This window comes from Pseudotabrizicola sp. 4114 (genome assembly GCF_031457365.1).
Lineage (GTDB): Bacteria > Pseudomonadota > Alphaproteobacteria > Rhodobacterales > Rhodobacteraceae > Pseudotabrizicola.
Genome location: NZ_JAVDWP010000009.1, coordinates 37,312 through 62,864, shown reverse-complemented (window position 1 = coordinate 62,864; position 25,553 = coordinate 37,312). Strand labels below are relative to the sequence as shown.

Here is a 25,553-nt window from a genome sequence, read left to right as displayed (position 1 = left end):
ATGCTAGGCAACAGATTGGGCTCTCCGAGGGTGACCTTGGGGGGCTCTTTCTTTTACTTTGGTTGCGAGTGCTCCCTTTGTTGTTGATCTGCTCGGTTCTTATCAGTCGGCTTCAGTTGCCGACCGCCAGGCCTGGTAGAGGCGCAAGACCTCTGTTTCGGCATGTTCTCTCATCCATCTTGTGAACTCTGGTTGGTCAGAGCCAGTAAAGCGGATCGTCAATGATCGCGGAGTGTCTTTGATCTCGGCGACCTTGGACCCGTTGTAAGTGACCGGTAGGGCAGGGGCCGTGCCAGCCTGCGTGGTGCCCGAATGACCCACTTTCAACGCCGCATCAGACAGACGTGCGAACCGCTCATCTGAGGTAAGCAAACGAGAACCTTCATCGAAGGTAGCGACAAGAGCGTCGAGGTCGATCTCTTTATCGCGCACCAGGTCAGCCAGCTCTTCCCAGCGACGGCGCCCGATTCCATGGGCTGCGCCAATGAACTGAACCACGCTAAGCGGCAGCGTCCGGGCCACTTTGGTCATGCGGGACAGCATGGGCCTGTCAATCGCCAAGGCATCCAGCACCACCGACTGGTCATAACCGCCATCGGTCAGATCAGTGACAAAGAGAGCCTTTTCGATGAAACTCGGATCGAGTCGCACACTGTTCTCCTGGCCCTGCGCCAGGATCGCCTGTTCGTCGGTGAGCGTTCTGATCAGGGCTTTCGCCGGGATGCCCGCCAATTTCAGGGCAAGCAGTCTCCGCCTGCCGTAAACGATGCGATAGCGTCCCGGGTTTTCCAGCAGCGGGCGCACCATGATTGGCACTTGCTGACCATGAGCCCGAATGCTCTGCACAAGATCGGCAACATCGGCATCAGTGATCGTCAAACGGTCCTTCGGGCCGCCGTCGTCAATCAGTGACGGGTCAATTTCCCGGACCGCATTCGAAGACAGGTCGCGCAGTGTCGACTTGACACCTGACATCGCTCCGGTGTTGGGGAACCGGGGTTTGCTGTCCGGCTGGTTTGCCTCCGATGCGGACTCGGGTGGCGGCGGCGGCTGAAATATGTTGCGACGAGCCATTAGTCAGTTCTCCGTCCCCAGGCTTCCTGGATGACCTTTTCAAACTCATCCGCGACGCCGTTCACGCTTTCGAGGATGCGGTCCAGCGTCTTGCGGATGACCTGAGTAGGGTCCAATTCATAGATCGTCTGTTGGGTCATGCCCGCATCAGAAATCGCGGTGGACTTCAGCATGGGGGTGTTCAAGACCTGATCCAGCAGGATTGATCGCAGAAACCCTGCCATCTGCGATTGCGGAACGTCCGTCGGCTCATAGCGCGCGATCAGGAACTTAAGGAATTTCCAATCAGTCGGCCCGGTCGACTCTTCAAGAACCCGGACTGTTTCTCCCGCCATTTCAAGGAATTGTGCCATCGACGCCACGTCCAGCATGCTTGGGACGACCGTGATGAGAAGTCCGGTCGACGCCAGCAGCGCGGTCATGGTGGTAAAGCCAAGTTGCGGCGGGCAATCAATTAGAACGAGGTCGTAGTTTTTCTCGACTTCCTCAAGTGCAATGGCGAGGCGCTGGGTAAACGGCGGATCAACCCGGTGTTGCAAAGCATAAGCCGTCTCGGTTTCATACTCTGACAAGATCAGACCCGCCGGGGCGAGATCGAGATTGTGAAAGTATGTTTTGCGAATGACCTGGCTGAGCGGGACGGGATCTTCATACCGCAAGGCATCATAGATCGTCCCGGTTTCCGAAAACTCGATCTCCGGGCGGTAGCCGAACATTGTTGTCAGGCTTGCCTGTGGGTCCATATCCAATGCCAGGACCCGGTAGCCACGCAGCGCATAGCGTTGAGCCAGATGGATGGCGGACGTTGTTTTGCTGCTGCCGCCCTTGAAGTTAACGACAGAAATAACCTGTAGCCCGTCGCCGTCACGGCGACCGGGCAGATAAGCTTCCCCATTGCGCCCTGTGCGCGCCATGACCTTGCGGATGGTGTCAATTTCTTCGGCAGTGTAAAGACGTCTGCCACGCGCGTCAGTCTCTACTTCGGGGAAGTCGCCTTCCTGATGTCGCGTCCGCAGGTTAGACATGCTGATACCCGTCAGCCCCGAGACTTCGGCAGGATGGAACTTGCGCAGAGTCTTTCGGCTTTCGGGCTGAAAGCTGTTGCGCATATGGGTATTCAGGGCTTCAGACAGGCGTGCAGCGTTGGCACTGATTGTGCTGGCAATTGAGCCTGGGGAAGGGTGATATGTGCTCGCGTTCATCTGTCCTCAATCGCCTCTTGATGGGCTTTTATAGTTTCGTCGCAAGAAGGCGTCATAATCGTGTTTTTGCGACAACTGAAGTGATGGCACGCAACTTACAGTGCGGCAACTGTTTTTTATGCTGCACGGTGACCGGCAAGCGGTTCGAGTTCATGTAAACTCTCAGCGTATCTCTGTAAGCTGTTGATAAAAAAGCCAAAAGTTCGATTTTACTGGATCGAAACACATCTTGTATCGGATATACGTCATCCTACAAAACCTAGACGTGAAAAGGAGGGGGCGAATCGCCCGCCGCATTTTTCTCGCTGCCAACGTGCTAAACCGGGGCAGGGGGCTTCGCTTTTCATAGCGGCAAATGTGAAGGTGGGGCAGGGAACCTTTACCGGGTCTCATGCAGATTGCAAAAGGCGTGAAGCCCTCAGCAGCGACTCCAGAGCTTTGTGATTGACATTCAGGCGCTCGGGCCGTGGGGGTCACGACAGCGCTGGCAAAGCCCCTGCCGTTTTCTGGGTGAACTGGAGGCGCTTGTGCTGGACATTCCGCCAATGCGGCAGAATCTGCCACAGGGTTTCCCTAAACTTTGACAACAGGTCAACTTAACAGGAACCCACAGACATGGATCGTTTCCGCCCGAAATATGTGACGTTCGACACCCACGGTACCCTGATCAATTTCCAGATGGCGGAAGCGGCCCGCGATCTGTACTCCGATACTCTGGACGCGGCCCGGATGACTGAGTTTATCCGGAACTTTCAGGGCTATCGGCTTGATGAGGCAATGCAGGACTGGAAGCCGTTCGCAGATCTCGTTCACAACGCGCTTGAACGTACCTGCCGCCGCAATGGCGTTGCCTTCCGCGAGGAAGATGCGCTGATGATCTACAACCGCATCCCGACCTGGGGCCCGCATCCGGACGTTCCGGCAGGGCTGGCAAAGCTTGCCAAAGAGATCCCGCTGGTGACCATCACCAATTCGATGAAGGTGCAGATTCCGTCAAACATCGCCAAGCTCGGTGCGCCGTTCCATGCCGTGCTGACCGCTGAAGAGGCGGGCGCGTACAAGCCGCATTTCAAGGCATTCGAATACATGTTCGATACGCTGGGGTGCGGGCCGGAGGACATTACCCACGTGTCTTCGTCCTTCCGCTATGACCTGATGTCGGCCTATGATCTGGGGATCAAGAGCAAGGTATGGGTCAACCGCGGCCACGAGCCTGCCAACCCCTATTATGAATACACCGAAATCCGCGATGTATCGCAGCTGCCGGGCGTGTTCGGCATCTGATCCGGTAACAAAGAGTATGGCGCTCTGTCACAGGAGCGCCATACTGGCCGGTAAAGCACTCCCCATTGGAGCGGAGACCTTTGAAGTGACCACATGCGCGACTGAGACAGAGAGCCGTGGCCTGCTGGCTGCTGCACATGTGTCGACGGAAGCATTTTTCTGTGCGGCAGCCGCAGTTCTTGCGGCGCGGACTGACCCTGATGAGCCTGACATTGCGGCAGAGCTGCTGCACCGTCACTATGGTCTGACCGGATGCCTCTCGACCCTGTCCTCAGAGGTTGAGCGCACCGTGGCGCTTGATCTGGCGGATGGCCGTCGCCTGATCCTGAAGACATCCACCAGACCGGAAGCCATGAACAGTTTCCGGTTTCAGGCCGGGGCGATGGCTGGTCTGCGGGGCGCGCCGGGCTGTGTTGCCCCAACGGTGCTGCCGACACTTGAGGGCAGGCTGGTCTTTGCCGAAGCCGGAGTGTGTGGCTATTTGCAGACCCGGCTGGACGGCACCCCGCTGCATCAGGCGCAGCTGACGCCCGACCTGCTGTTCCGGACGGGTGTTGCGCTTGCCCGGCTGGATCTGGCGCTTGAGCCGCTGCACTTGCCGTCAACCACCCGCCCGATCCTGTGGCACATCGGCTGCTGGCCCCGGCTTATGGAATTTGCGGACTACCTGCCCTCCGGGCCAGTCACCGTGCAAGTCGCCGCTGCGATGAGAAATTATGTGGATGTGATCGAACCGCAGATCCGCGATCTTGTCTGGCAGGTGACGCACAACGACCCCAGCCCGTTCAACATGATGGTCACGGACCGGGGTCTGGGGTTCATCGACTTTGGCGATGGTTGCCTTGGCCCGCGCATTCAGGATCTGGCCATTGCGGCAAGTCATGTTGTCAACGATCCCCGCCTTCCGCTGGGTGGGGCAGAGCATCTGATTGTCGGCTATGCGTCTGTGCTCCCGCTGTCAGAGCGGGAGGCCAGCCTTCTGGTTGGTCTTATGCGGGCCCGCCAAAGTGCCCTGATCCTTATCAATTACTGGCGCGCCCAACTTTTTCCCGCTGAGGCCACGTATATAAAAAAGAATGTGGCCCGCGCCGAAGGTGGACTTGCCATTCTGGCAAACCTGAACCCCGCCTCTGGCAAGGCGGCGGTTCTGGCGGCCCTGTCACGCCGGGATGGCGTCGACACACCGTAGACCCGCGACGTTATCAAGGCACTCTTTCAAACAGGCGCAACTACATGTCCACAGATCTTATGCCCAATCGCTACAGGCCCGGCGAAGCCGAACTTCCGCAACGCGAAGCATCGCTGATTGCCCGCCGGGACAACGTGCTTGGCGCGTCCTACCGGCTGCAATATCGCCGCCCGGTGCATTTTGTCCGTGGCGAAGGCATGTGGCTTTATGACCCCGACGGGCGGCAGTATCTGGATTTCTACAACAACGTGCCTTCGCTGGGTCATTGCCACCCGGAAGTGAACGCCGCGATGATGGAGCAGGCCGGACGGATCAGCGCCAACACCCGCTATCTGGAACCCCGGCTTGTTGACTATGCCGAGCGGCTGGTCGCCACCTTTCCCGCAGAACTGGACCGCGTGGTCTTCACCTGCACGGGCAGCGAGTCCAACGATCTGGCGCTGCGGATTGCGCGCCTTGTCAGCGGCAAGGAAGGGGTGATCGTCTCGGACTACGCCTATCATGGCACCAGCGCTGCCGTTGCCGCAGTCTCACCGAACCTTGGCGCTGCGGTCATGCTCAGCCCCAACGTGCGCATGGTTCCGCTGCCTGGCCCGGCCGGTATTCCCGACGCGCAGGCGGCGGATTTCTTCGAGGCGCAGGTGCGCGCCGCGATTGAGGATCTGAACCGGCGCGGCATCGGTGTGGCCGCGCTGTTGTTCGACAGCATCTTTTCCAGCGACGGTGTCTGCATTGACCCGCCCGGATTTATCGCCGGGGCGGTGGCTGCCGTGCGCGAAGCTGGCGGGCTGGTCATCGCCGATGAGGTTCAGCCGGGTTTCGGACGTACCGGCAGCCATATGTGGGGATTCCAGCGGCACGGAATCGTGCCGGATCTTGTCACCCTTGGCAAACCGATGGGCAACGGCTTTCCGATTGGCGCTGTCGTCTGTCGCCAGGTGCCGATGGACCGTTTTGGCAACACCGCCCGCTATTCGAACACCTTTGCCGGCAACACGGTCGGCATCGCAGCCGCCGACGCGGTTCTGTCGGTTCTGCAACGGGACCGGATCCCACAGAATGCACTTTCCATGGGTCTGCACCTGCGCGCCGGGCTGGACCAGCTGGCGCATCGGCAGCCGGGACTCCGGGCCATCCGCAACGCCGGGCTGTTCTTTGGCGTGGATATCGGCACCGATGGAATGGCCCCGGCGGCCCGCCGCGCCATGGCACTGGATGTGGTGAATGCGCTGCGCGACGACAGTGTGCTGATCAGCACCACCGGCGCCAATGAGGATGCGCTGAAAGTTCGTCCGCCTCTGATCTGCCAGGCCGAACATGCCGACCTTTTCCTTGCGGCGCTTGAACGGGCGCTGATCAAGGTGAGCCTGCCAAAGGCCTGACCAGCCATGGCGTAACTGTGCATAGCACCTGATCTTGTGCTCTCGGGTCACCGACTGAGGGTCTGCCATTCCTGCCATGCAGCGGGGTCAATTCACGCATTTATGCTGCAGACAGGGAGGCTTTCAGCAAGTTTCCCCGCTGTACCCTCGGTAACCTTGAGAGGATGGCACTTGCGCTGACGCACAGGCCCGGTCTGTCCGCGTGCCCCGGCCAGCAACTCTGTGACACCTGTCCCCATTTGGCCGCGAGGGCCAAAGCCGAAGGAAGCTCTCATGACCAATGGTACTCAAATCCATTCTGCGACCCTACGCATCCGACAGTTCTATATCAACGGGTCGTGGGTCGATGCGTCGGGCGGTGACCGGCTTGATATCATCAACCCGGCGACCGAAGAGGTCATCGGTCAGGTGGCGCTTGGCACCGTCGCCGAGACGGATGCCGCCGTTGCGGCGGCGCGCTCTGCCTTTCCGGGCTGGGCTGCAACACCACCCGGCGACCGCGCCGACCTGATCGACCGGCTGCGGGCGCTGATCCTTGAGCATCAGGATACTCTGGCGCATGCCATATCCGCCGAGATGGGGGCCGCGATCAGCTATGCGCAGGCGGCTCAGGTTCCGCTGGCCGCCGAGCATCTGCGGGTCGCAAGCGAGGTGCTGCGCAGCTACCCCTTTCTGAAGCGGCGGGGTCAGACCGCTGTTGTGCGCGAACCCATCGGTGTGTGCGGGCTGATCACCCCGTGGAACTGGCCCTTGTTCCAGATCACGGCCAAGGCGGGATCTGCCTTGGCAGCAGGCTGCACGGTGGTGCTGAAACCCAGCGAGGTGTCGCCGCTCAGCGCGGTGCTGTTTGCGGACCTGATCGACCGGGCCGGGTTTCCGCCCGGCGTGTTCAACCTGATCAACGGGACCGGTCCGGTGGTCGGGGCGCGGCTGGCCGAACACCCGGATGTCGACATGATCTCCATCACGGGCTCAACACGCGCCGGGGTTCAGGTGGCGCAGGTTGCCGCGCCCACGGTCAAACGGGTCTCGCAGGAGCTGGGTGGCAAATCCCCCAACGTGATCCTGCCCGATGCAGACCTGTCCCGCGCTGTTGCGCCGGGCGTTGCCGCGGCGATGCGCAATGTTGGCCAGTCGTGCAGCGCACCGACGCGGATGATCGTGCCCCGCGCCCGTCTGGCCGAGGTTGAAGCGCTGGCCATCGCAGCGGTGGAAGCGATCAGGGTAGGGGATCCGGCTGACCCGGCGACGACGCACGGGCCGTCCTCTAACCGGGCGCAATATGCCCGCGTGCAGGCCATGATCCGGACCGGCATGGATGAGGGGGCGAAACTTCTGACCGGTGGCCCCGGCCGCCCTGATGGCCTGTTGCGCGGCTTTTTCTCAAAGCCCACCATCTTTTCCGAGGTTGCCACAGGCATGGCGGTTGCACAGGAAGAAATCTTCGGCCCGGTTCTGGTCATCCTGCCCTATGATGACGTGGAAGAGGCGATCGCCATCGCCAATGACACAGTTTACGGCCTTGGCGCGCAGGTGCAGGGCACTGACCCCGCGCTGGTCAGGTACACCGCTGTGCGCATCCGTGCCGGTCAGGTGCATCTGAACTATCCCGCATGGGATCCGCATGCACCCTTTGGCGGTTACAAGCAGTCCGGCAATGGCCGCGAATACGGAACCGAGGGGTTGGAAGACTACCTTGAAACCAAGGCGATCCTTGGCTACTTCGACTGAGGATGCGCACCAGCGTCTGCACATCGGTGCGACGTGGGTCTGTGGTGTAGACTGCACCGGCGGATGGGCGTTTCAAAGCCAAAGATTGTGCCAAAGATGACCAGAGCAGCTGAAAATGCTGGCGTTACTATGTCACCCTCGGCAAAACACCTGTGGTAAGCATTCGTGCCCGCAACATGAGCAGCCGCACAATTGCGATAGGAACGATGCATGAATAGCGGATCAACTGGCTTGCACCGATCAGTACAACTGAAGTCTTTCGAATTGTTTGCCCGCGACATCACCGAGGTCGATGTCGAACTGCTGCACGCGCTGACTGTTGCCGTCCGGTGGCCCCATCGTCCCGCCGACTGGGAGTTTCTCAGACAAGTCGGGCAAGGTATTGTCGCCGTTGATGGCATCGGGCGGGTTTTCGGCAGTGCCATGTGGTTTCCGCAGGGAGACGACTTCGCCACCGTCGGTCTGGTGATCACCACGCCGCGCACCCAGGCGCAAGGCGCCGGAAGATGGCTTATGACTCAGGTGTTCGAGCGGTGCGGCAAGCGGCACCTTGCCCTGAATGCCACCCATGCCGCCTATCCGCTGTATGTGTCTCTGGGCTTTGCCAGCGAAGGTATTGTCTCCATGCGGCAGGGGAAGATCGGCAAAGACCTTCCGCCGCTGCCAGAGCTTGATGGCGAAGTGACCGAAATGCCAACGGACAGACTGGCTGACATCGTGACGTTGGACGCGCAGGCGTTTGGCGTAAACCGCGAAGGCCTGATCAGATCACTGGCCGGGATTGCCTCGGCCATGGTCTTGTGGCGGGGCGGCGCAATCGTGGGCTTTTCCATGTGCCGGGAGTTCGGGCGCGGTCACCTGATCGGCCCGACAATTGCCCGCAACGATCTGGACGCAGCCCATCTGACCGCAGCCCATCTGCAGAGTTTGCCGGGCTGTTTCGTGCGCGTCGACACCCGCGAAAACGACGGGCTGTATGCCGGGTTCCTGGACCAGAGCGGGTTGGGCGCTGCTGAAACCGTTACCACAATGTCGAAAGGCCGCCAATTTCTGAACCGCGAAAACGGTCAGCCTTGGGTCTATGGCCTGGCCGGGCACGCACTAGGCTGAATTTTGTCAATGCCCCGGCAAGGCTGTCAACCGCAAGTCTACCAGCCGCGGATTCTTTCCCACCGGGCAACAACCTCGGCGCTGTCACCGTTGACGACACTGTAAAACGCGTGCTGGGCCGCCATTGCGCAGGCATGGTTGGGCAGAATGCGGACCCGCGTGCCGACGGCAAGCTCTGGCATGGATTTGTCCGAACCGGGACGGATCGTCAGAATGCCGTGTTCCTGGCTGGCCTGAGACACGATCACATCTTCCAGCACCCGCAAAGCCTCGTCACAGACCATGCCGTAGCCCTGATCCACCGTCTGGCTTGCCGTGCCACGATCCCGCGAAAGCGCCATCCAGCCGGCATCGACCAGCACCCAGCCCTTTTCCGGCTTGGTGCCGATCACGGTCGCCAGCACCGACAGTGCCAGATCATCGACGCTGCAGACGCCAACGCCATGCTGCACCAGATCAAAGAACATGTAGACCCCGGCCCGCAATTCGGTAACGCCATCCAGATTCCGGGCGAAGTGGGCGGTGGGGGTAGACCCGATGCTGACAATCGGGCAGGCATGACCATGCGCGCGCAAAAGTTTCGCCGCGCGCACTGTGGCCAGCCGCTCGTTTTCGGCGGCCTGCTCCAGCGCCTCTGGCGTGCTGAGCCCGTAAGACTCTCCGGCATGTGCCAGCAGACCGGCAAGCGTGGCACCCGTCGCGACAATCCGGTCTGCCACTTCAGGCAGTCTCGGATCGTCCGGCTTCAGCCCGCCACGGTGGTCGTCGCAATCCAGCTCGATGAAGACGGAAGGGGTCACGCCGGTTGCAACCCGCACCTCTGTCAAAGCGTCGGCTTGTTCAACCGTATCAAGCAGCAGTTTCACCTCCGCCCCCGTGCGGGCGCTGATCTCCATCGCGCGCCGCGCCGATGCCGGTGACAGGCCGACCGCATAGGTCATGTCGCGGTAGCCGTGGCTGGCGAAGTATTCGGCTTCGGCGAGGGTGGAAACCGTGATTGGCCCCGGCCCGCCGGGGAAAACCCGCCGGGCAACATCAATGCTCTTGGCCGTCTTCATATGCGGGCGCAGCACAACGCCCAGATCTTTGGCATGCCGGGCAAGTCGCTGGATGTTGCGGTCAAGCCGTGTCTGGTCCAGCAGCAGCGCTGGGGTGATCAGTGCCTTAATCGTCCCGGTGGGTGCGCTTTCGGGCAGGTCTGTGGTCATGGCTTTCATGTTCCGGTTCAGTAACTGAGGTCTGATATTCATCAGACAGTATCAATCCGCACGTCCAGCGCGTCGCGCAACCCGTCGCCGATGAAGTTGAAGCTGGATACAGCTATGGTGATCGCAATGCCCGGAATGATCGCAAGCCAGGGGGCACTGGCCAGATACTGCTGCGCGCCGTTCAGCATATTGCCCCAGCTGGGCAGCGGCGGCTGAATGCCGAAGCCAAGAAAGCTGACATAGGCCTCCAGCAAAATTGCCCGCGCCACGGTCAGGGTGGCCGCGACGATGATCGGCCCCATGATATTGGGCAGAATCTCGCGGAACATGATATGTGCGCGGCTCAGACCCAGCATACGGCCGGCAAGAATGAACTCCCGCTCCTTGAGCGAGCGCACCTCGGCTTCGACGATGCGGGCCACCTCCATCCAGCCGGTCAGCGCGATGATGACGGTGATCATCATGGCACTGGGTTTCAAGGCCGCCGCAAGCGCCAGCAGCAGAAAGATCGACGGAAACGACAGGAACCCGTCAACCGTGCGCATCAGGATAATGTTGATCCAGCCGCCGCGATACCCCGCGATCACGCCCACGATCATTCCCACCACAATGGCCAGGATCATCGAGATGAACCCGACCAGCAAGGACACCCGCCCCGCCATCAGCAATCTGGCCGCGATGTCACGGCCAAGCGGATCGGTGCCCAGATAATGCTCGCCGGTCAGCGGCGGGGCAAAGCGCGCGCGCAGGTCAATGTAAAGCGAGTCGTAGGGCAGCAGGTAGGGGCCGAACGCGCAGGCCAGCGTCAGAAAAACGATCATGACAAGGCCAAGCAGCGCAAGCTTATGGCGGATGAAGCGCTGAACCACCCGGCTTTGCCACCAGCGGTTTGCAGTCGGTTGTACGGTAAGAGCAGTCATTTCGCGGCCTTCCTCTGTTCTTGCCGGCCGAGTCAGGCCAGGCGGATGCGCGGATCGACCAGCGCGACAATGATATCTGCGATGAGATTGGCGATGATTGTCAGGATGGCTGAAAACATCAGCAGGCCCATGACCACCGGGTAATCGCTGTAGCTCAGGCTATCCAGAAACAGCCGCCCCATTCCAGGCCATGTAAACACCGTTTCGGTCACCAGCGCGCCGGTCAAGAGTGACGGCAGCTGAACCCCGGCCAGCGTAATCATGGGCAACAACGCGTTGCCGACAACGTGTTTCATGATGACCCGCCGCTCACTGACGCCCTTGGCCCGCGCCGTTTTCACAAACTCCTGGCTGATCGCATCAAGCGTCGCCGCCCGCATGAACCGGCTCCAGATCGCGATATGGACCAGGGCAAGCACCACAGACGGCAGGATAAGATGGTGCAGGTAGTTCAGAACAGAGCCATCCCCGATGGTGTACATGTTCCCGGCTGGCAGCCAGCCCAGTTTCAGCGCAAAGACATAGATCCCGATCAGCCCGAACCAGAATGTGGGGATTGACAGGGCGACCATGGCTCCGATGGTTGCAACATAGTCAAAGATCGAATGGCGGTGGGTGGCACCGCGAATACCGATCCAGGTTCCGATGCCAACGGCAATGGCGGTTGAAGAACCCATCAGCAGAAGCGTCGCGAACATGTGCCGCCCGATAACGGTTGTCACCGGATTGCCGTCACGGAATGACGTTCCCCAATCCCCCTGCACAAGCCGTCCTGCCCAGTCGAAATACTGCACCCAGAGCGGCCGGTTCAGGCCGAGTTGTTCGGCGATCCGGTTTCTGTCGTCCTGGGTCATGCCAGGATCAAGGGCATATTGCGCCATTGGTCCGCCGGGCATCAGGTTCAGCACGACGAAGCCGATGATCGACACGATCACCAGCAAAAAGATGCTCTGAATAAGACGTTTGAGCAGGAATGCGGGCATCATCTTCTCCCTTCGGGGCAGTCGGCTTTGGGCAGTCGGCTTTGAGCAGTCGGCCCGGGTCAGCGGTGCGTCGGATTGTTGTCCGCGACCCCAAGGCCGCGGACAACAGGGTGTCAGATCAGGCCCAGTACCAGCCTGCCGCGTGCCAGGATTCGGTCCGGGTGTTGGCATTGGCGACAAAACCTTCGACACCTTGCTTGATGCCAAAAACCGAGGTGTTTGCGAACAACGGCAGGAACGGCAGATCCTGGCGGATGATCTCCTGCACTTTAACGTAAATTTCGCGCCGCTTTTCAGTGTCAAACGTGCGGCTGCCCTCTTCCAGCAGCGCATCAACCTCCGGGTTGGAATACTGCGCGTTGTTGGACCCGCTGCCGCCTTTGGCCGCAATCGCCTTGGTGTGGAACCGGTTGGTCACGTCAGGATCGGGACCGATCAGGAACGTGATCCCCACCATGGCAGAGTCGAACTGCGACAGGATCCAGAAATCGCCCCACATGACAGCCGCCGGCAGGTTCTCAATCTGCATTTCCACGCCGATCTCGGCCAGCGTCTGCTGAATGAACTGCTGTGCCTGTTCGCGCAGGTGGGCACCCGAGGTGGTCGAATTCTTGAACGACAGCCGCACCCCGTCTTTGGCGCGGATACCGTCAGCACCGGGCACCCAGCCCGCATCGTCCAGCAGTTTGCGCGCCTGGTCGAGATTGAATTCATGCTTCGGCAGATCCGGGTTAAAGAAGTAGGACTGCTTGGGCATGAAGGTTTCGGTTTCGGTCGGCACGCCATAGTTCAGGGCGTCGATGATGGCGTGCTTGTCTATCGCTGCATAGATCGCAGCGCGGACCGCTTGATCCTTGAACTGGGGCAGCTCCATGTTGAGGTATATCGCCTCGACCGATGCTTTCGGAACCAGCGTCACAACCCGTTCAGCAAGGGTGCTGGCCTCGGCGTAATTGTCCGGGGTAATGTAGGCCTGCCCCACGATGTCGATATCGCCGCTGCGGAACTGGGTATACAGCACCGTCATGTCGGGGATGTACTTGAAGATCAGATCCTGAATATACGGACCCTCGCCGTAATAATCCGGGTTGGCGACCAGTTCCAGCCGGTCGCCCGCAATGCGCTGCCCCCATTTGAAGGCGCCGGTTCCGATCGGCGCCTGATGGAAGGGGCCCGCGTTCAGATCGGCTTCCTTTTCCAGAATGTGCTTGGGCACAATAAAGGTTTCGGTCAGGAACGAGACATAGGGTGCAAACGCCTCTTCCATGCGCCAGGTGATCTCGGTCGGCGAAACCACGGTGATATCGCGGACCAGAGAATGCCCGCTTGTGCGCCATGCCCGGAAGTCGGGGTTGGTGATCAGGTCCAGCGTGAATTTGACGTCTTCGGCCGTGAAGGCCTCGCCATCATGCCAGCGCACGTCATCGCGCAGGCGGATACGCCAATTCAGCCCGTCTTCCGAAATCCCGCCATTGGTCTGGTCCGGCACTTCGACGGCCAGGTTCGGCACGATCATGCCATCAGGATTGACCCGGAACAGCGCATCGAACACCGAGAACATGACACCATCGTCGGTTTCGATATGCGCCATCAGCGGATGGAACACCGTCGGCTCCTGCGAGATGCCGACAATCATCCGGCCCGTGGGGGCGGCCGGCGGGGTCTGGGCGAAAGCAGGCTGCCCCAGCAGATTGGGCACCATTAGCCCCACAGCGCCACCTGCCATCATCAGGCGCAATGCGGCGCGGCGCGAATAACCTGACGTTTCAGTGCTATTCCTGTTCATTTTAGAACCTCCGTTGTTGATCTTCAGAATTGTAATTCAATGGCTCGCTGAAACCGGCTGCGGGCCACGGGCGCTTTCCCCCGGGATGGCGGCAACCAGTTCGCGCGTGTAGGGCGATTGCGGGTTGAGAAAGATCTGCGATGGCGGGCCCTGTTCCACGATCCTGCCCTTTTGCATCACTGCGATCTGGTCGCAGATCTGGCTGGCAACCCGCAGATCATGGGTGATGAAGATCATCGACACCCCGGTCTCGCGCTGGATCTTGTCCAGAAGCTGCAGGATCTGCGCCTGAATCGACACATCGAGCGCCGAGACAGCCTCGTCAGCGACAAGCAGCTTTGGCTTGAACATCAGCGCGCGGGCAATGCCGACACGCTGGCGCTGCCCCCCGGAAAATTCATGCGGAAAGCGGTCAAACGCCCCGGCATCAAGGCCGACAAGGTCAAGCAGCGACCGGGCCTCATGGCGCGCCTTTGCATGCGGCATCCCGTGCGCGACAGGTCCGACGGTCAGAATGCGGCCAATCGTCATGCGCGGATTCAGCGATGCGAACGGATCCTGAAAGATCATCTGGATCTTCTGGCGCAACGTGCGGAAATGAGGTTCCGGCATCGGTGCGATATCGGTGCCATCAAACAGGATACGGCCTCTGTCGGCTTCGGTCAGCTTGATCAGGAGCCGCCCCAGGGATGACTTGCCCGAACCGCTTTCGCCGACCACACCCAGCGTGCGGCCGGCCCCGACCTCGAATGAGACATCGTTCACCGCAGGCACAACGCGCAAGGTGCCGAACAGGGCGCTGCCACTGCGATAGGTTTTGACAAGGTTCTCGACCTTGATCACCGGCCTGGTATCCGTGACCTCCAGCGGGGTGCGGTCGATGCCTGTCAGATGCGGAACCGCCGCAATCAGCCGCCGGGTATAGGGATGATCGGGTGACTTGAGCACCTTTTCGGCGGTGCCTTCCTCGACCACCTTGCCCTTTTCCATCACCACGACACTGTCTGCAATCTCTGCCACGACGCCGAAATCATGGGTGATGAACATCACGCTCATGCCTTTGCGGCGCTGAATATCCCGGATCAGCTTCAGGATCTGGGCCTGTGTGGTCACGTCGAGCGCGGTGGTGGGCTCATCGGCGATCAGGATCGTCGGCTCCAGCGCCAGTGCCATCGCGATCATCACCCGCTGGCGCTGCCCGCCTGACAGGCGGAACGGGTATTGGTGATACATCAGTTCCGGCTCGGGCAGCCCAACTTCGGTCAAGAGTTCAATCGCCCGCTCGCGGCGGGATGTCGGGGTGCCGATGCCATGGGCATGCATCGCTTCGTCAACCTGCGCCCCGACGGTCATCAACGGGTTCAGCGCCGAAAGCGGGTCCTGAAAGATCATCGACACCACACGCCCGCGCAGACTGCGCAGGGCTTCGGGGCCCATGCCGACGATCTCGCGTTCTTCCAGCTGAATAGAGCCACGGGTGATCTTGATGGCCTTTGGCAGCAGCCCCATGATCGTGTTTGCCGTCACAGACTTGCCCGAGCCGGATTCGCCGATAACGCACAGGATCTGACCTTTGCGCAGATCGAACGAGATGTCTTCAACGGCGTGAACACGCTCCATTCCCGGCGGCAGGCTGATGGTCAGCCCGCGCACAGACACTGCGACATCAGAGGCAGCTGGAATGTGCGTGTTTGCGGTCATCAGATCACCCTGCTTGTTCAACGCTGTTCGTCTTGTGCTGCACATGCATCTGCGTCCGCCTGCGCCGGGCCGTCAGCGTGATGACAGGATGGATTTCGATGGCTTTGGCCCGGAAACCACGGTCATTTCGGCTGGGTTCTGTCTGCAAGCACAGAGGTGGATATCTGCAATGGTACAGCAATTCAGATGAGTGTGACGGATCATCCGCTGGACGGGCTGCCGAAACCCGCCGGTTCCGCAGCACGAGAAACTGTAGTTCAGGCTGCCTCAGGCATAAAATTCCGGGGCTTTTCGGTCTTGCTGAACTGCTGAGCAGTGCGCGTCTTCCTTGAGCGGCAATGGCCAGCCTGACGGAACACAGGGGAAAACCACCGAATCCTCCAAGGTTTGGTCCTCTGGCACCGGAAATGGGCACGCTGCGGCCGGACAGATCCTGCATTCGGCTCGCGCTCTCCCGCAGACAAAGGCACAGGGGCATCCCGGCGACAGAAGGAAATGCTGCACCGGAACGGCGCCACCTTTGAACGCCCGCAAACGCAAATGCCCCTCAGGTCAGACGACCAGAGGGGCATGGCAAGCACGGCGTTCATCAGCCAGGGTCAGCTCAGATAATCTTTCATCCGGTACCAGGCCCCAAGCACCGGCAAAAACCACGGTCGCCCGAAATAGCCGGGGATCGCAGGCCAGTCAAAATCCTTCCACGGGTTCAGATCCGGGCGTCCGTCCATCACATCGGCCATGATGCTGCCCATCAAGGTCGACATATGGGTGCCATGCCCGCTGTAGCCCATGGAATAGAACACCCCGTCACGCTCTCCGGCACGGGGCAGGCGGTCACGGGTCATGTCCACCAGACCGCCCCAGCAGTAATCCACCCGGACATCGGCCAGTTCGGGATAAACCTCGACCATCGCCGCTTGCAGGATTTCACCGCTTTTCTGGTCAGACTGCGGATTGCTGCCGGCAAACCGCGCCCGGCCCCCGAACAGCAGGCGATTGTCCGGGGTCAGCCGCCAATAGACGACCAGATTGCGGGTATCGACAACATTGCGCCGGGTCGGCATCAGCCGCGCGAGCAGCTCCGGCGACAACGGCTCGGTCACGATCAGAAACGCCCCGACCGGCACGATGCGGCGGCGGACCCAACCCAGCGGCCCGACCTGAGAAATGCCGCTGGCCAGCAAGACCTGACGTGCCTCAAAATTCCCCTTGGGCGTTTCGATGGCGTGGCCTTGCGCCACCCTGCGCATCCGCATCATCGGCGCATGTTCATAAACATCAGCCCCGTGCCGCGCCGCTGCGGTCGCCAGACCGCGCACAAAGCGGCCAACATGCATGTTCGCGCTATTGGGAAACAGCAGGCCGCCATGATAGCGGTCGGTTCCGACTTCATTGTGAAGCTCGCTGCGGGGGATCAGGCGCGTTTCCGGGTCGGCATGGGCCGCCAGCAGCTCCTGGCTGCGGGCAAGCATGTAGTAATGCTCAGGCTTGGCAGCCAGTTTCAGCTTGCCGACACGTGCGAAACTGCACTCAATCTGCTCTTCCTGCACCAGCCGCTCGACCAGATCGACACCCGAGTCAAACGCCTTGTACAGCACGTTTGCTGCGTCCCTGCCATATTTGCCCGACATGGCCGCATAGTTCTGGGCAAAGCCGTTGTTGCACATGCCGCCGTTCCGGCCCGATGCAGCGTTGCCGATCGTATCGGCCTCCAGCACCGCAACACGGGCGCCTTTTTTGGCCAAAGCCAGCGCGGCCGAGGCCCCGGTCAGCCCGCCGCCGACGACGGCCACATCATACTGGCCCTCCAGCGGTCTGGTCGCACCATCCGCGAAGGGCGTGGATGTCTCGAGCCAATAAGACGCCAGCTTCATGTCCGCACCATCAGAGCATTGGTCTGCATGTTCATACCTTTTGTCTTTCGTTCCGCATCATCCGCCAAAGCCCCGCACATCATCCGAAGGACTGGTTTGCCAGCGCAAAAACCCGGTGTTCCGTGTCCGTGACGGGCAACTGCCCTTTGACCATCGCAACCGCCCGGCCGGTTTCCGGCAGGCCAAGGTCTGTCAGCCAGTCGCCCAGCCCGTCTTTGGCATAGACATCAATCCGCACAAACTGCCCCTGAAGTGCGCCCAGCTGCGCAAGGATCAGCGCACGCGCATCATCTGCCGTTCCGGCCACAACCGGCCCGACCACATGGCCGCGCCCGAACTGTCTGGCAATGGAATAGCCGAGGATCTGCCCCGCGCGGTCGATCACGGCCACTTTGCCCATACCGGCAAGGGCCGCCAGCATCTGCGCTCTGTTCATCCCCGCAGCCCGCGCGTCAAGCTGTTCGATTGCGGGCAGGTCAGCCATCGACGCCGGACGTATATCCTCCCGGTCCGGTGCCTCTGCCCGCGCGCCCAGCAGCCCCTGATGCTGCAATACGGTGCCCCATCGGGTGAACCCGCGCCGCTGATACAGCGCGAGGCCTTCTTCGGTCGCATTCAGCAGAACGCTGCGCTCCCCGGTGGCCTGAAGCAATGCATCGAAAAGCTTTGACCCATAGCCGCTGCCTTGCTCTGATGCGGTCACGATGATCATGCCCGCCGTCGCAAAGCTCTGGCCATAGCCCCACCACAAGGCGGTGCCGATGACTTTGCCTGCGCGCTCCAGCACCACGCCCTGACCCAGCTGGGCGGCGATATCCCAATCCTCGCGCCGATAGGGCCAGCCCATTTCCTGCGACAGCAGCAACGCACCGGCAATATGGCGCGCTTCAAACGCCCTCAGTTTGGCCGGCACGCTGCTGCTGGACTTCGCCGCTTGAGTGGTCATGGGAAAACTCTGCTTCGGGATTTGAACGAAAGGCCGTCTTTCCCCCAGACTGGCGCTTGCCGGACAGTTTTCGCTGCTGTTTCCCGCCATGTTCCCGGCGGGTTTATTCGTTTCCATGCGATGATCAGCACATAAAGCGGCGCCACCCACGCAACGAACGGGCCTGCCGCGCCCCCCCTCAGCGGCGGGTGCGCCACCAGGAAATCTGGTCCTGCACCGCATAGCCCTTGATGATGGCAGGCATGAACCACGGGTTGCCCCGGTACAAGGGTACCGCCGCCGGGGGCCGGAAATCAAACGCGCTGGGTGACTCTGCTGTATGCCCCATCAGCTTGTGCGCAGCGCGCATGCCCACCCACGGAGCCCAGACCACACCCGAGCCGCAGAAGCCGGTCGCATAGAGCACCCCGTCCTTCTCAAAGATACGGGGGATCATGTCACGGTTCATCGCAACATTGCCGAACCAGCTGTGCGACAGGCGCACACCTTCCAGCTCTGGAAAGATCTGGGCCAGCCCCGCGCGCAGGCGCAGCGTCGGAGCGGCCGGATCGCCCCTGCGGGAACTGTCGCGTCCCCCCAGCAGGATACGGGTGCCATCCGGCGAAGGGCGGTAGTAAAAGCCCAGCTGGCGGTTCTCTCCCATCATCATCCGCTTAGGCATCAGCCGCGCCATCACCTCGGGGGCAAGGCCCTCGGTTGCGATCATCCGGGACCGGACCGGAACCAGCCGCCGCCGCAGATAGGGCGCGGCGCCGTCGGTATAGCCATTGGTGCAGACCAGCACCTGGCGCGCCTGAACCGTTCCGGCCGAAGTTGTGACCTGAAACCCATCGCCCTCGCGCCGGATCGAGGCAACAGGCGTGTTCGCATGCACCGTCAGCCCCGATGTCAGCGCCACCCGCAGCAGTTCAGCATGAAACTTCGCCGGATGCAGACCGCCGATATCCATGCGGACCGCGCCACCCCGGTAGAAATCAGTCCCGATGTATGTGCGCTGCTCTGCATGCGGAACCGCATAGGACTCGACCCCCAGCGCTTTCGCCAGCCGGTCGGCGCTGCGGGCCATCCTGTCGTACTGGTCAAACCCCAGAGCACCCTTGAACTGGCCGGTCAGTTGGAAGTCGCAGTCGAGCCCTTCGCTGCGGATAAAGTCGTACAGAAACGCGCGGGCCGCCTTGCCCTCCTGCTCGACCGCCAACGCCTTGTCTTCGCCGAAACGCTTCGTCATCGTGGCAAAGTCCGGGCGGATGGTTCCGCTGGTAATACCGCCATTCCGGCTCGATGCCCCCTCGCCGGGACGCATCGCGTCAAAGGCCGCCACCGAGCGCCCGGCACGCGCCAGCATCAGACCGGCGGCCAGACCGGCAAATCCGGCGCCGACGATTGCGACATCAAGGCGCCGTGCAACCGGCTGTTCGGGCAGCGGCCTGACGGGGGCAGCTTCCCACCAATACGGCGTATTCTTGTCAGAAACATCGGAGGCGTTCACGGCAATGGCTTTCTGTTAAAGGCCTGCAGGAGCGGGCCGATGCGGGGCAAACCGCACCAATCCGGCCCTCATAATGATAGGTTTTTCAATGCAGTGCTGTCGAAGCCTGGTGCTGAAACAGCACGATGTTGCGTAGTGACTGCCTGTCCTGGCATATCGCTCTGCCCGCGCCATTCGGATTGGCGATCTCGGCAGCCTGTCCTTGCCGCTTTGCCGGTCATGGCGCAGCAAATTGTGAATCGCCGGGCAGGTTCGGCACAGCCTGCCGTGACGCTGCAAATTTCGGGGCGGATTGCGGCAGGGTCCGGGGCAGGGTCTTCTGACCCGATCCTCAGCAAGGACTTCAAAGAGATGACCACCATTGTTCCGATCAACCCGAACCCCGATTTCGCACCGCGCCCCGGCGCGCCTGCGCCAGACCGTCTGATCGAAGGCAATCCGCTGTTCAGCACCTGGGCCTATGACGATACGCCCGCCGGAGATACGAGCTGGTCGAACGTCCTGACCGGCGTGTGGGAGGCCACTCCGGGCCTGACCCATTCGATAAAGGGCACCACGCTGGAATTCTGCCACATCCTCAAGGGCCGCGCCGAAATCACCTCTGTGACCGGCGAGTCCTGGACCTTTGGCCCCGGCGACAGTTTTGTGATGAAGCCGGGGTTTGTCGGCACCTGGCGCACGATAGAGACCGTGCGCAAGATCTACGTCGTCGCGCAGGCGTGATCTGCTGATGACGCCGGAGTCCTTTTCCCCCGAGGCCATGCTGGAACGGCTGGTCAGTTTTCCCAGCGTGGTCGGTCGCCCCAATGGCGGCATCATCGGCTTCGTGCAGGATTATCTGACCCGTCAGGGCGTGACCTGCCATGTGCTGCCGGGACCAGAGGGCGACAGATCAAACCTGTTCGCCACCATCGGCCCGGCGGACAGGCCCGGCTATATCCTGTCAGGTCACCTTGACGTTGTGCCCGCGACCGAACCCGGCTGGCAGGCCGATCCGTTTGTGCTGCGGACAGGCGGCGACAGGCTGATCGGGCGGGGGGCCTGTGACATGAAGGGCTTTGTCGCAGCGGCGCTTGCCATGGTGCCCGAGCTGCTCCGCATGACCCTGACGGCACCTGTCCATCTGGCACTGTCATATGACGAGGAAGCGGGATGTCGCGGCGTTCCGCATCTTCTGGCGGTGTTGCCCGACCTTTGCGCCGCACCCGCCGGGGCAATCATCGGCGAGCCTTCGGGGCTGAGGCCGGTTCTGGCCCACAAGGGCAAGGCAGCCATCCGGCTGCGGGCAAAGGGTGTGGCGGGGCATTCGTCGCGCCCCGATCTTGGCGTGAATGCCATTCACGCGCTGGTGCCGGTGCTGGCAGCGGCGGTGGCGCAGGCCAGCGCCTTGCAGGCCGGGCCGCAGGACCAGCGGTTCGCGCCACCGTGGTCAAGTCTGCAGATCGGGACCGTCGACGGCGGTCTGGCGCTGAACGTCATCCCCGATGCGGCAGAAGCTGATATCGAGGCCCGCGCCATTGCCGGGGTTGACCCGGCCGGGCTGCTCGCTCCGGTGGTTGCTGCGGCACTTGCTACGGGGATCACGGTTGAAACCCTGTCAACCTATCCGGCGCTGGCCTTGCCCCCGGACCATCCCCTGGCCGGGCTGATTGCTGATCTGTCCGGGCAGATACCGCTTGGCGCTGTCAGTTACGGCACCGAAGCCGGGCTGTATCAGGCTGCCGGTGTTCCGGCGGTGATCTGCGGCCCGGGCGATATTGGCCGGGCCCACAAGCCCGAAGAATATCTGACGAAAGCGGAGTTGCAGGCCACCTGTGCCATGATCCGCAGGCTGGGGACGCGGCTGTGCGCCTGACGGCATTTTCTGCGGCCCCTTCTGCAGCGATTGGCAAATCCTGCCGGGCACTTGCGGGAACAGATCAAAAATGCTGCACCGGCTGGCCTAGTGTCACGGAAAACAGACAAGGCACGCTTTCATGATCCGACCTGACCCCGCTGCTGCGCCCGTATCTGATCTGGTGCCGATGACACCGGATCATCTGCCGCAGGCTCTGGCGCTGTCACAGGCCGCTGGGTGGCCGCACCGGCTTGAAGACTGGGCGTTGACCCTTTCGGTGTCCAAAGGGGTGTCGGCATTTGAGGGCGGGCGGCTGGTCGGCACGGCCATCTGCTCGGCCTTCGGGCCAGTGGCGACGCTGAACATGATCATCGTCGCCGAAGACAGGCGTGGCATGGGCCTGGGCCGCCGCCTGATGCAACATGTCATTGCGCTGGCCGGGGGGTGCGAGATGCGGCTGACGGCGACCGAAGATGGTCTGCCGCTGTACCGCAGGATGGGCTTCATCGAACGGGGCCGCATTGTCCAGCATCAGGGGCTGGCGCGTGCCATGAAACCGGAACGCCCGGTCCGCTTTGGCCCGGCCGATACCGATATGCTGGCGGCACTCGACACTGCCGCCAGCGGGATGCAGCGCAAGGCCCTGCTGGCGCGCATCGCCGCGACAGGCGACACATTGCGCACCGAGGGCGGATTTGCCCTGCTGCGCGCCTTTGGCCGTGGTCATGTTCTGGGGCCCGTCGTCGCACGCGATGCGGGCGCAGCCCGGGCGCTGATGTCTGCGGCGGCAGAACAGCTGGCCGGGCAATTCCTGCGCGTCGACCTGTCCGCAGCGGACCCCCTTGCGCCCCATGCAGAGGCGCTTGGCCTGGCCCATGTTGGTGGCGGCACTGCGATGGTGCATTCCGCCCGGCCCTGCGCCCCTTCAGACCATCACAGCTACGCCCTTGCCTCACAGGCACTGGGCTGAACATCCGGAGCAAACAATGCTGACCAAGACACCGCTTGCCAATTCGCTGGCCGAACTGGACCGCCTGCATCTGATCCATCCCGTCTCCTCCTTCCGGGGGCATGAGGCGCGGGGCGTTCGCGTCATCGCCTCGGCCAAAGGGGCCACCATCACCGATTCCACGGGACGGCAGTTGATTGACGGGTTCGCCGGTCTCTGGTGCGTCAATGCGGGCTATGGGCAGGAAAGCGTGATCGAGGCCGCAACACGGCAGATGCGCGACCTGCCGTATGCCACCAGCTATTTCGATCTGGGCGCTGAGGCGCCGATCCGTCTGGCGGCGGCCCTTGCCGAACGCGCGCCCGGCGATCTGAATCATGTGTATTTCACCCTTGGCGGGTCAGATGCGGTGGACAGCACGATCCGCTTCATCCGCTATTACTGGCATGCAAAGGGCCAGCCGGGCCGCGATCAGTTCATTTCGGTGACCTCGGGCTATCACGGCTCTACCACCATGGGGGCGGGGCTGACGGCGCTGCCGCTGTTCCATGACGGGTTTGGCGTGCCCTATGACTGGCAGCACAAGATTGCGTCGCATGATCTGTACCGCAATCCGCTGGCCCACGATCCGCAGGCAGTGATCGACGCTTCGGTCGCGGAACTGCGTGCCAAGGTGGAAGCGATCGGTGCCGAACGTGTGGCCGCGTTTTATCTGGAGCCGATCCAGGGCTCGGGTGGGGTGCTGGTGCCGCCGCCCGGTTGGGTCAGGGCGATGCGCGACACCTGCACGGAATGCGGGATCCTGTTTGTGGCCGACGAGGTTATCACCGGCTTTGGCCGCACCGGCCCGCTGTTCGCCTGCGAAGACGAAGGCATCGTCCCCGATCTGATGACGGTCGCAAAGGGCCTGACCTCGGGCTATGTGCCGATGGGGGCCGTGCTGATGGCAGATCACGTCTATCAGACCATTGCCGACAGTGCGGGGGCCAAGGCGGTGGGTCATGGGTTCACCTATTCCGCACACCCGGTCTCGGCCGCCGTGGCGCTGGAGGTGCTGTCGCTGTATGAGGGCGGGCTGCTGGGCAACGGCCGCCAGATGGGCGCGCGCCTGCAAGCCGGGCTGATGGGTCTGTCGGATCACCCCCTGGTCGGCGACGTGCGGGGCAGGGGGATGCTGGCGGCGGTCGAGCTTGTCACCGACAAGGCCGCAAAAACCCCGTTGCCCGCCGCGCTTCAGGCCGCAACCCGGCTGTTTGACCGCGCGTGGGAGCAGGGTCTGGTCATCCGGTCGTTTGCACAGGGGGTTTTTGGCTATGCCCCGCCGCTGTGCTGCACGGCGGACGAGATTGACGCCATTGTCGAGCGCACCCGCAAAGTGCTGGACCTGACACTGGAAGACCCCGAGATCCGCGCGGTGCTGCGCTGATGGCCCTGCTGTTTCTGTCCACGCCCGCACGGGCGCCTGTGTGGCGGCAGATCCTGTCTGATGCCGGGGAAACGATGATCGACGGCGAAGGCGCCGTCACCGACCCGGCGCTGGTGACGGAAATCGCCTGCTGGACCCCGCCCGAAGACCTTGGCCGCTATCCCAACCTGCGCGTGGTCATTTCGGTGGGGGCCGGGGTGGACCACCTGCCGCCGATGCCGCCGGGCGTTGCCTTGTCGCGCACGCTTGCGCCGGGGATCGAGGCGATGGTGCGCGACTGGGTGGTGATGGCGACGCTGATGCTGCACCGGGACATGCCGGTCTATCTGGATCAGGCCCGGAGCAGGCTTTGGCGCACCCATCCGGTCCGGGCCGCCAGCGCCCGCCGGGTGGGCATTCTGGGCATGGGGCGGATCGGCGGTCTGGTGGCAGGCAGCCTGACCGCTCTGGGCTTCGATGTGGCCGGACTGTCACGGTCGGGTGCCGGCGCGGATATGGACAGCGTGCCGGTGTTCGGCATGGATCAGCGCGATGCATTTCTTGCCCGCAGCGATCTGCTGGTCTGTCTGCTGCCCCTGACCGGTGAGACGGAAGGCATCCTTGATGCCAGCCTTTTCGCCGCCCTTCCCAAAGGCGCGGGGCTGATCCATGCAGGGCGCGGCAAGCACCTGAACATGCCTGACCTGCAGGCCGCCCTCACCTCCGGTCAGCTGTCGGCCGCCGTTCTTGATGTGACCGAGCCCGAGCCGCTGCCACCCGGACACTGGCTCTGGCACGATCCGCGCGTCATCATCACACCGCATATCGCGGCGCAGACCGATGCTGCAGAAGGGGCCCGGCACGCGCTCGCCGTCATCCGCGCCATGCGGCAGGGGCTCCCGGTTCCCGGTCTTGTCAATCAGGACAAAGGCTACTGAGCCGCCGCTGACCTGATCCGGTGGTTTCAGCCGCCGGATCAGTCGCGGTTGGCGAACAGCCGTGTCAGCGGGATCTGTTGTTTGACGAAAGGCGTCTTCATCACGACAAAGCTGAAATACTTGTCGATGCCGACATTCCGCTCGATCAGCCCCTCAACCATCGTCTGATAGTCGGTGATGCTGGATGTCACGAACTTGGCCAGATAATCATATCCACCTGACACAAGATGGCATTCGACACAGCTGTCGATCTTTTCCAGAGCTTCCTGAAAACGGGCAAAGTCGATCTGCCGGTGGTTCTTCAGCGTGAATTCGGTGAAAACGGTCAGCGTCTCGCCCAGCCGGGCCAGATCAATCTGCGCGGAATAGCCGGTGATGTAACCCGCCTGCTGCAGCTTCTTGACCCGCATCAGGCAGGGGGAGGGCGAAAGGTTGACCTCATCCGCAAGTTCAACATTGGTGATCCGGCCGTTGCCTTGCAGGACCGCCAGTATCTTGATGTCGATCCTGTCCAGCTTGTACGGAGGGGTCATGGCAATATCCTG

Annotated in this window: 21 protein-coding genes; 10 read left to right on the top strand and 11 right to left on the bottom strand. The window is 61.9% G+C overall.

From position 1 onward, the window contains the following. Positions 1–102: 102 nt before the first annotated feature. On the bottom strand, positions 103–1,074 hold the full coding sequence (gene repB, locus J2X53_RS17520) for a plasmid partitioning protein RepB (protein WP_349038791.1): 972 nt from the start codon (positions 1,072–1,074) through the stop codon (positions 103–105). Next, on the bottom strand, positions 1,074–2,276 hold the full coding sequence (repA, locus tag J2X53_RS17515) for a plasmid partitioning protein RepA (protein WP_349038790.1): 1,203 nt from the start codon (positions 2,274–2,276) through the stop codon (positions 1,074–1,076). Before repA ends, repB begins: the two co-directional genes overlap by 1 nt. 615 nt (positions 2,277–2,891) lie before the next feature. Between repA and J2X53_RS17510 the strand changes: the two genes are divergently transcribed. The 5 genes from J2X53_RS17510 (at position 2,892) to J2X53_RS17490 (ending at position 8,972) form a co-directional block, all read left to right on the top strand. Continuing rightward, entirely contained in the window at positions 2,892–3,560 is a 669-nt protein-coding gene (locus tag J2X53_RS17510) for a haloacid dehalogenase type II (RefSeq protein WP_349038789.1), read from the top strand. A gap of 139 nt (positions 3,561–3,699) precedes the next feature. Continuing rightward, a complete protein-coding gene (locus tag J2X53_RS17505; RefSeq protein ID WP_349038788.1) occupies positions 3,700–4,749 on the top strand; it encodes a phosphotransferase in 1,050 nt (349 codons plus the stop codon). 44 nt (positions 4,750–4,793) lie between these two features. Further along, entirely contained in the window at positions 4,794–6,131 is a 1,338-nt protein-coding gene (locus tag J2X53_RS17500; RefSeq protein WP_349038787.1) for an aspartate aminotransferase family protein, read from the top strand. A gap of 273 nt (positions 6,132–6,404) precedes the next feature. Beyond that, positions 6,405–7,862 carry an aldehyde dehydrogenase family protein gene (locus J2X53_RS17495; RefSeq protein WP_349038786.1) on the top strand — a complete coding sequence of 486 codons (1,458 nt, stop codon included), beginning with the start codon at positions 6,405–6,407 and terminating at the stop codon, positions 7,860–7,862. 210 nt (positions 7,863–8,072) lie between these two features. Continuing rightward, positions 8,073–8,972, top strand: coding sequence for a GNAT family N-acetyltransferase (locus tag J2X53_RS17490; protein ID WP_349038785.1), 900 nt, complete (start codon positions 8,073–8,075; stop codon positions 8,970–8,972). Positions 8,973–9,010: 38 nt separating this feature from the next. Here the strand turns inward: J2X53_RS17490 and J2X53_RS17485 are convergent, their stop codons facing one another. The 8 genes from J2X53_RS17485 to J2X53_RS17450 all read right to left on the bottom strand — a co-directional run bounded on the left by J2X53_RS17485 (position 9,011) and on the right by J2X53_RS17450 (position 19,879). Beyond that, the gene (locus J2X53_RS17485; protein ID WP_349038784.1) at positions 9,011–10,180 is read right to left on the bottom strand and encodes an alanine racemase; all 1,170 of its coding nucleotides are present in this window, start codon (positions 10,178–10,180) and stop codon (positions 9,011–9,013) included. A 41-nt stretch (positions 10,181–10,221) separates the two neighbouring features. Then, positions 10,222–11,100, bottom strand: coding sequence for an ABC transporter permease (locus tag J2X53_RS17480; RefSeq protein ID WP_349038783.1), 879 nt, complete (start codon positions 11,098–11,100; stop codon positions 10,222–10,224). 32 nt (positions 11,101–11,132) lie between these two features. Continuing rightward, positions 11,133–12,083: an ABC transporter permease gene (locus J2X53_RS17475; RefSeq protein ID WP_349038782.1), complete on the bottom strand. Its 951-nt coding sequence runs from the start codon at positions 12,081–12,083 to the stop codon at positions 11,133–11,135. A gap of 118 nt (positions 12,084–12,201) precedes the next feature. Further along, positions 12,202–13,869 (bottom strand): peptide ABC transporter substrate-binding protein, encoded by a 1,668-nt coding sequence (locus J2X53_RS17470; protein WP_349038781.1) that lies wholly within the window; start codon positions 13,867–13,869, stop codon positions 12,202–12,204. 36 nt (positions 13,870–13,905) lie between these two features. Further along, positions 13,906–15,570, bottom strand: coding sequence for an ABC transporter ATP-binding protein (locus tag J2X53_RS17465; protein ID WP_349038780.1), 1,665 nt, complete (start codon positions 15,568–15,570; stop codon positions 13,906–13,908). A gap of 599 nt (positions 15,571–16,169) precedes the next feature. After that, a complete protein-coding gene (locus tag J2X53_RS17460; protein ID WP_349038779.1) occupies positions 16,170–17,444 on the bottom strand; it encodes an FAD-binding oxidoreductase in 1,275 nt (424 codons plus the stop codon). Between the two features lie 79 nt (positions 17,445–17,523). Then, positions 17,524–18,390: a GNAT family N-acetyltransferase gene (locus tag J2X53_RS17455; protein ID WP_349038778.1), complete on the bottom strand. Its 867-nt coding sequence runs from the start codon at positions 18,388–18,390 to the stop codon at positions 17,524–17,526. Positions 18,391–18,568: 178 nt separating this feature from the next. Next, complete coding sequence (locus J2X53_RS17450) at positions 18,569–19,879, bottom strand: FAD-binding oxidoreductase (RefSeq protein WP_349038777.1); 1,311 nt, start codon at positions 19,877–19,879, stop codon at positions 18,569–18,571. Positions 19,880–20,146: 267 nt separating this feature from the next. Here J2X53_RS17450 and J2X53_RS17445 point away from each other — a divergent pair, with 267 nt between their 5' ends. The 5 genes from J2X53_RS17445 (at position 20,147) to J2X53_RS17425 (ending at position 25,008) form a co-directional block, all read left to right on the top strand. Further along, entirely contained in the window at positions 20,147–20,602 is a 456-nt protein-coding gene (locus J2X53_RS17445) for a cupin domain-containing protein (RefSeq protein WP_349038776.1), read from the top strand. 7 nt (positions 20,603–20,609) lie between these two features. Further along, the gene (argE, locus tag J2X53_RS17440) at positions 20,610–21,734 is read left to right on the top strand and encodes an acetylornithine deacetylase (RefSeq protein WP_349038775.1); all 1,125 of its coding nucleotides are present in this window, start codon (positions 20,610–20,612) and stop codon (positions 21,732–21,734) included. Between the two features lie 121 nt (positions 21,735–21,855). After that, positions 21,856–22,686: a GNAT family N-acetyltransferase gene (locus tag J2X53_RS17435; protein ID WP_349038774.1), complete on the top strand. Its 831-nt coding sequence runs from the start codon at positions 21,856–21,858 to the stop codon at positions 22,684–22,686. 16 nt (positions 22,687–22,702) lie between these two features. After that, positions 22,703–24,091, top strand: a complete 1,389-nt coding sequence (locus J2X53_RS17430) for an aminotransferase class III-fold pyridoxal phosphate-dependent enzyme (protein ID WP_349038773.1) — start codon at positions 22,703–22,705, stop codon at positions 24,089–24,091. Then, positions 24,091–25,008, top strand: a complete 918-nt coding sequence (locus J2X53_RS17425) for a glyoxylate/hydroxypyruvate reductase A (protein ID WP_349038772.1) — start codon at positions 24,091–24,093, stop codon at positions 25,006–25,008. Before J2X53_RS17430 ends, J2X53_RS17425 begins: the two co-directional genes overlap by 1 nt. Positions 25,009–25,046: 38 nt before the next feature. On the opposite strand, the gene J2X53_RS17420 is transcribed toward J2X53_RS17425, so the two are convergent. After that, positions 25,047–25,541: an Lrp/AsnC family transcriptional regulator gene (locus tag J2X53_RS17420; protein ID WP_349038771.1), complete on the bottom strand. Its 495-nt coding sequence runs from the start codon at positions 25,539–25,541 to the stop codon at positions 25,047–25,049. Positions 25,542–25,553: the final 12 nt, after the last annotated feature.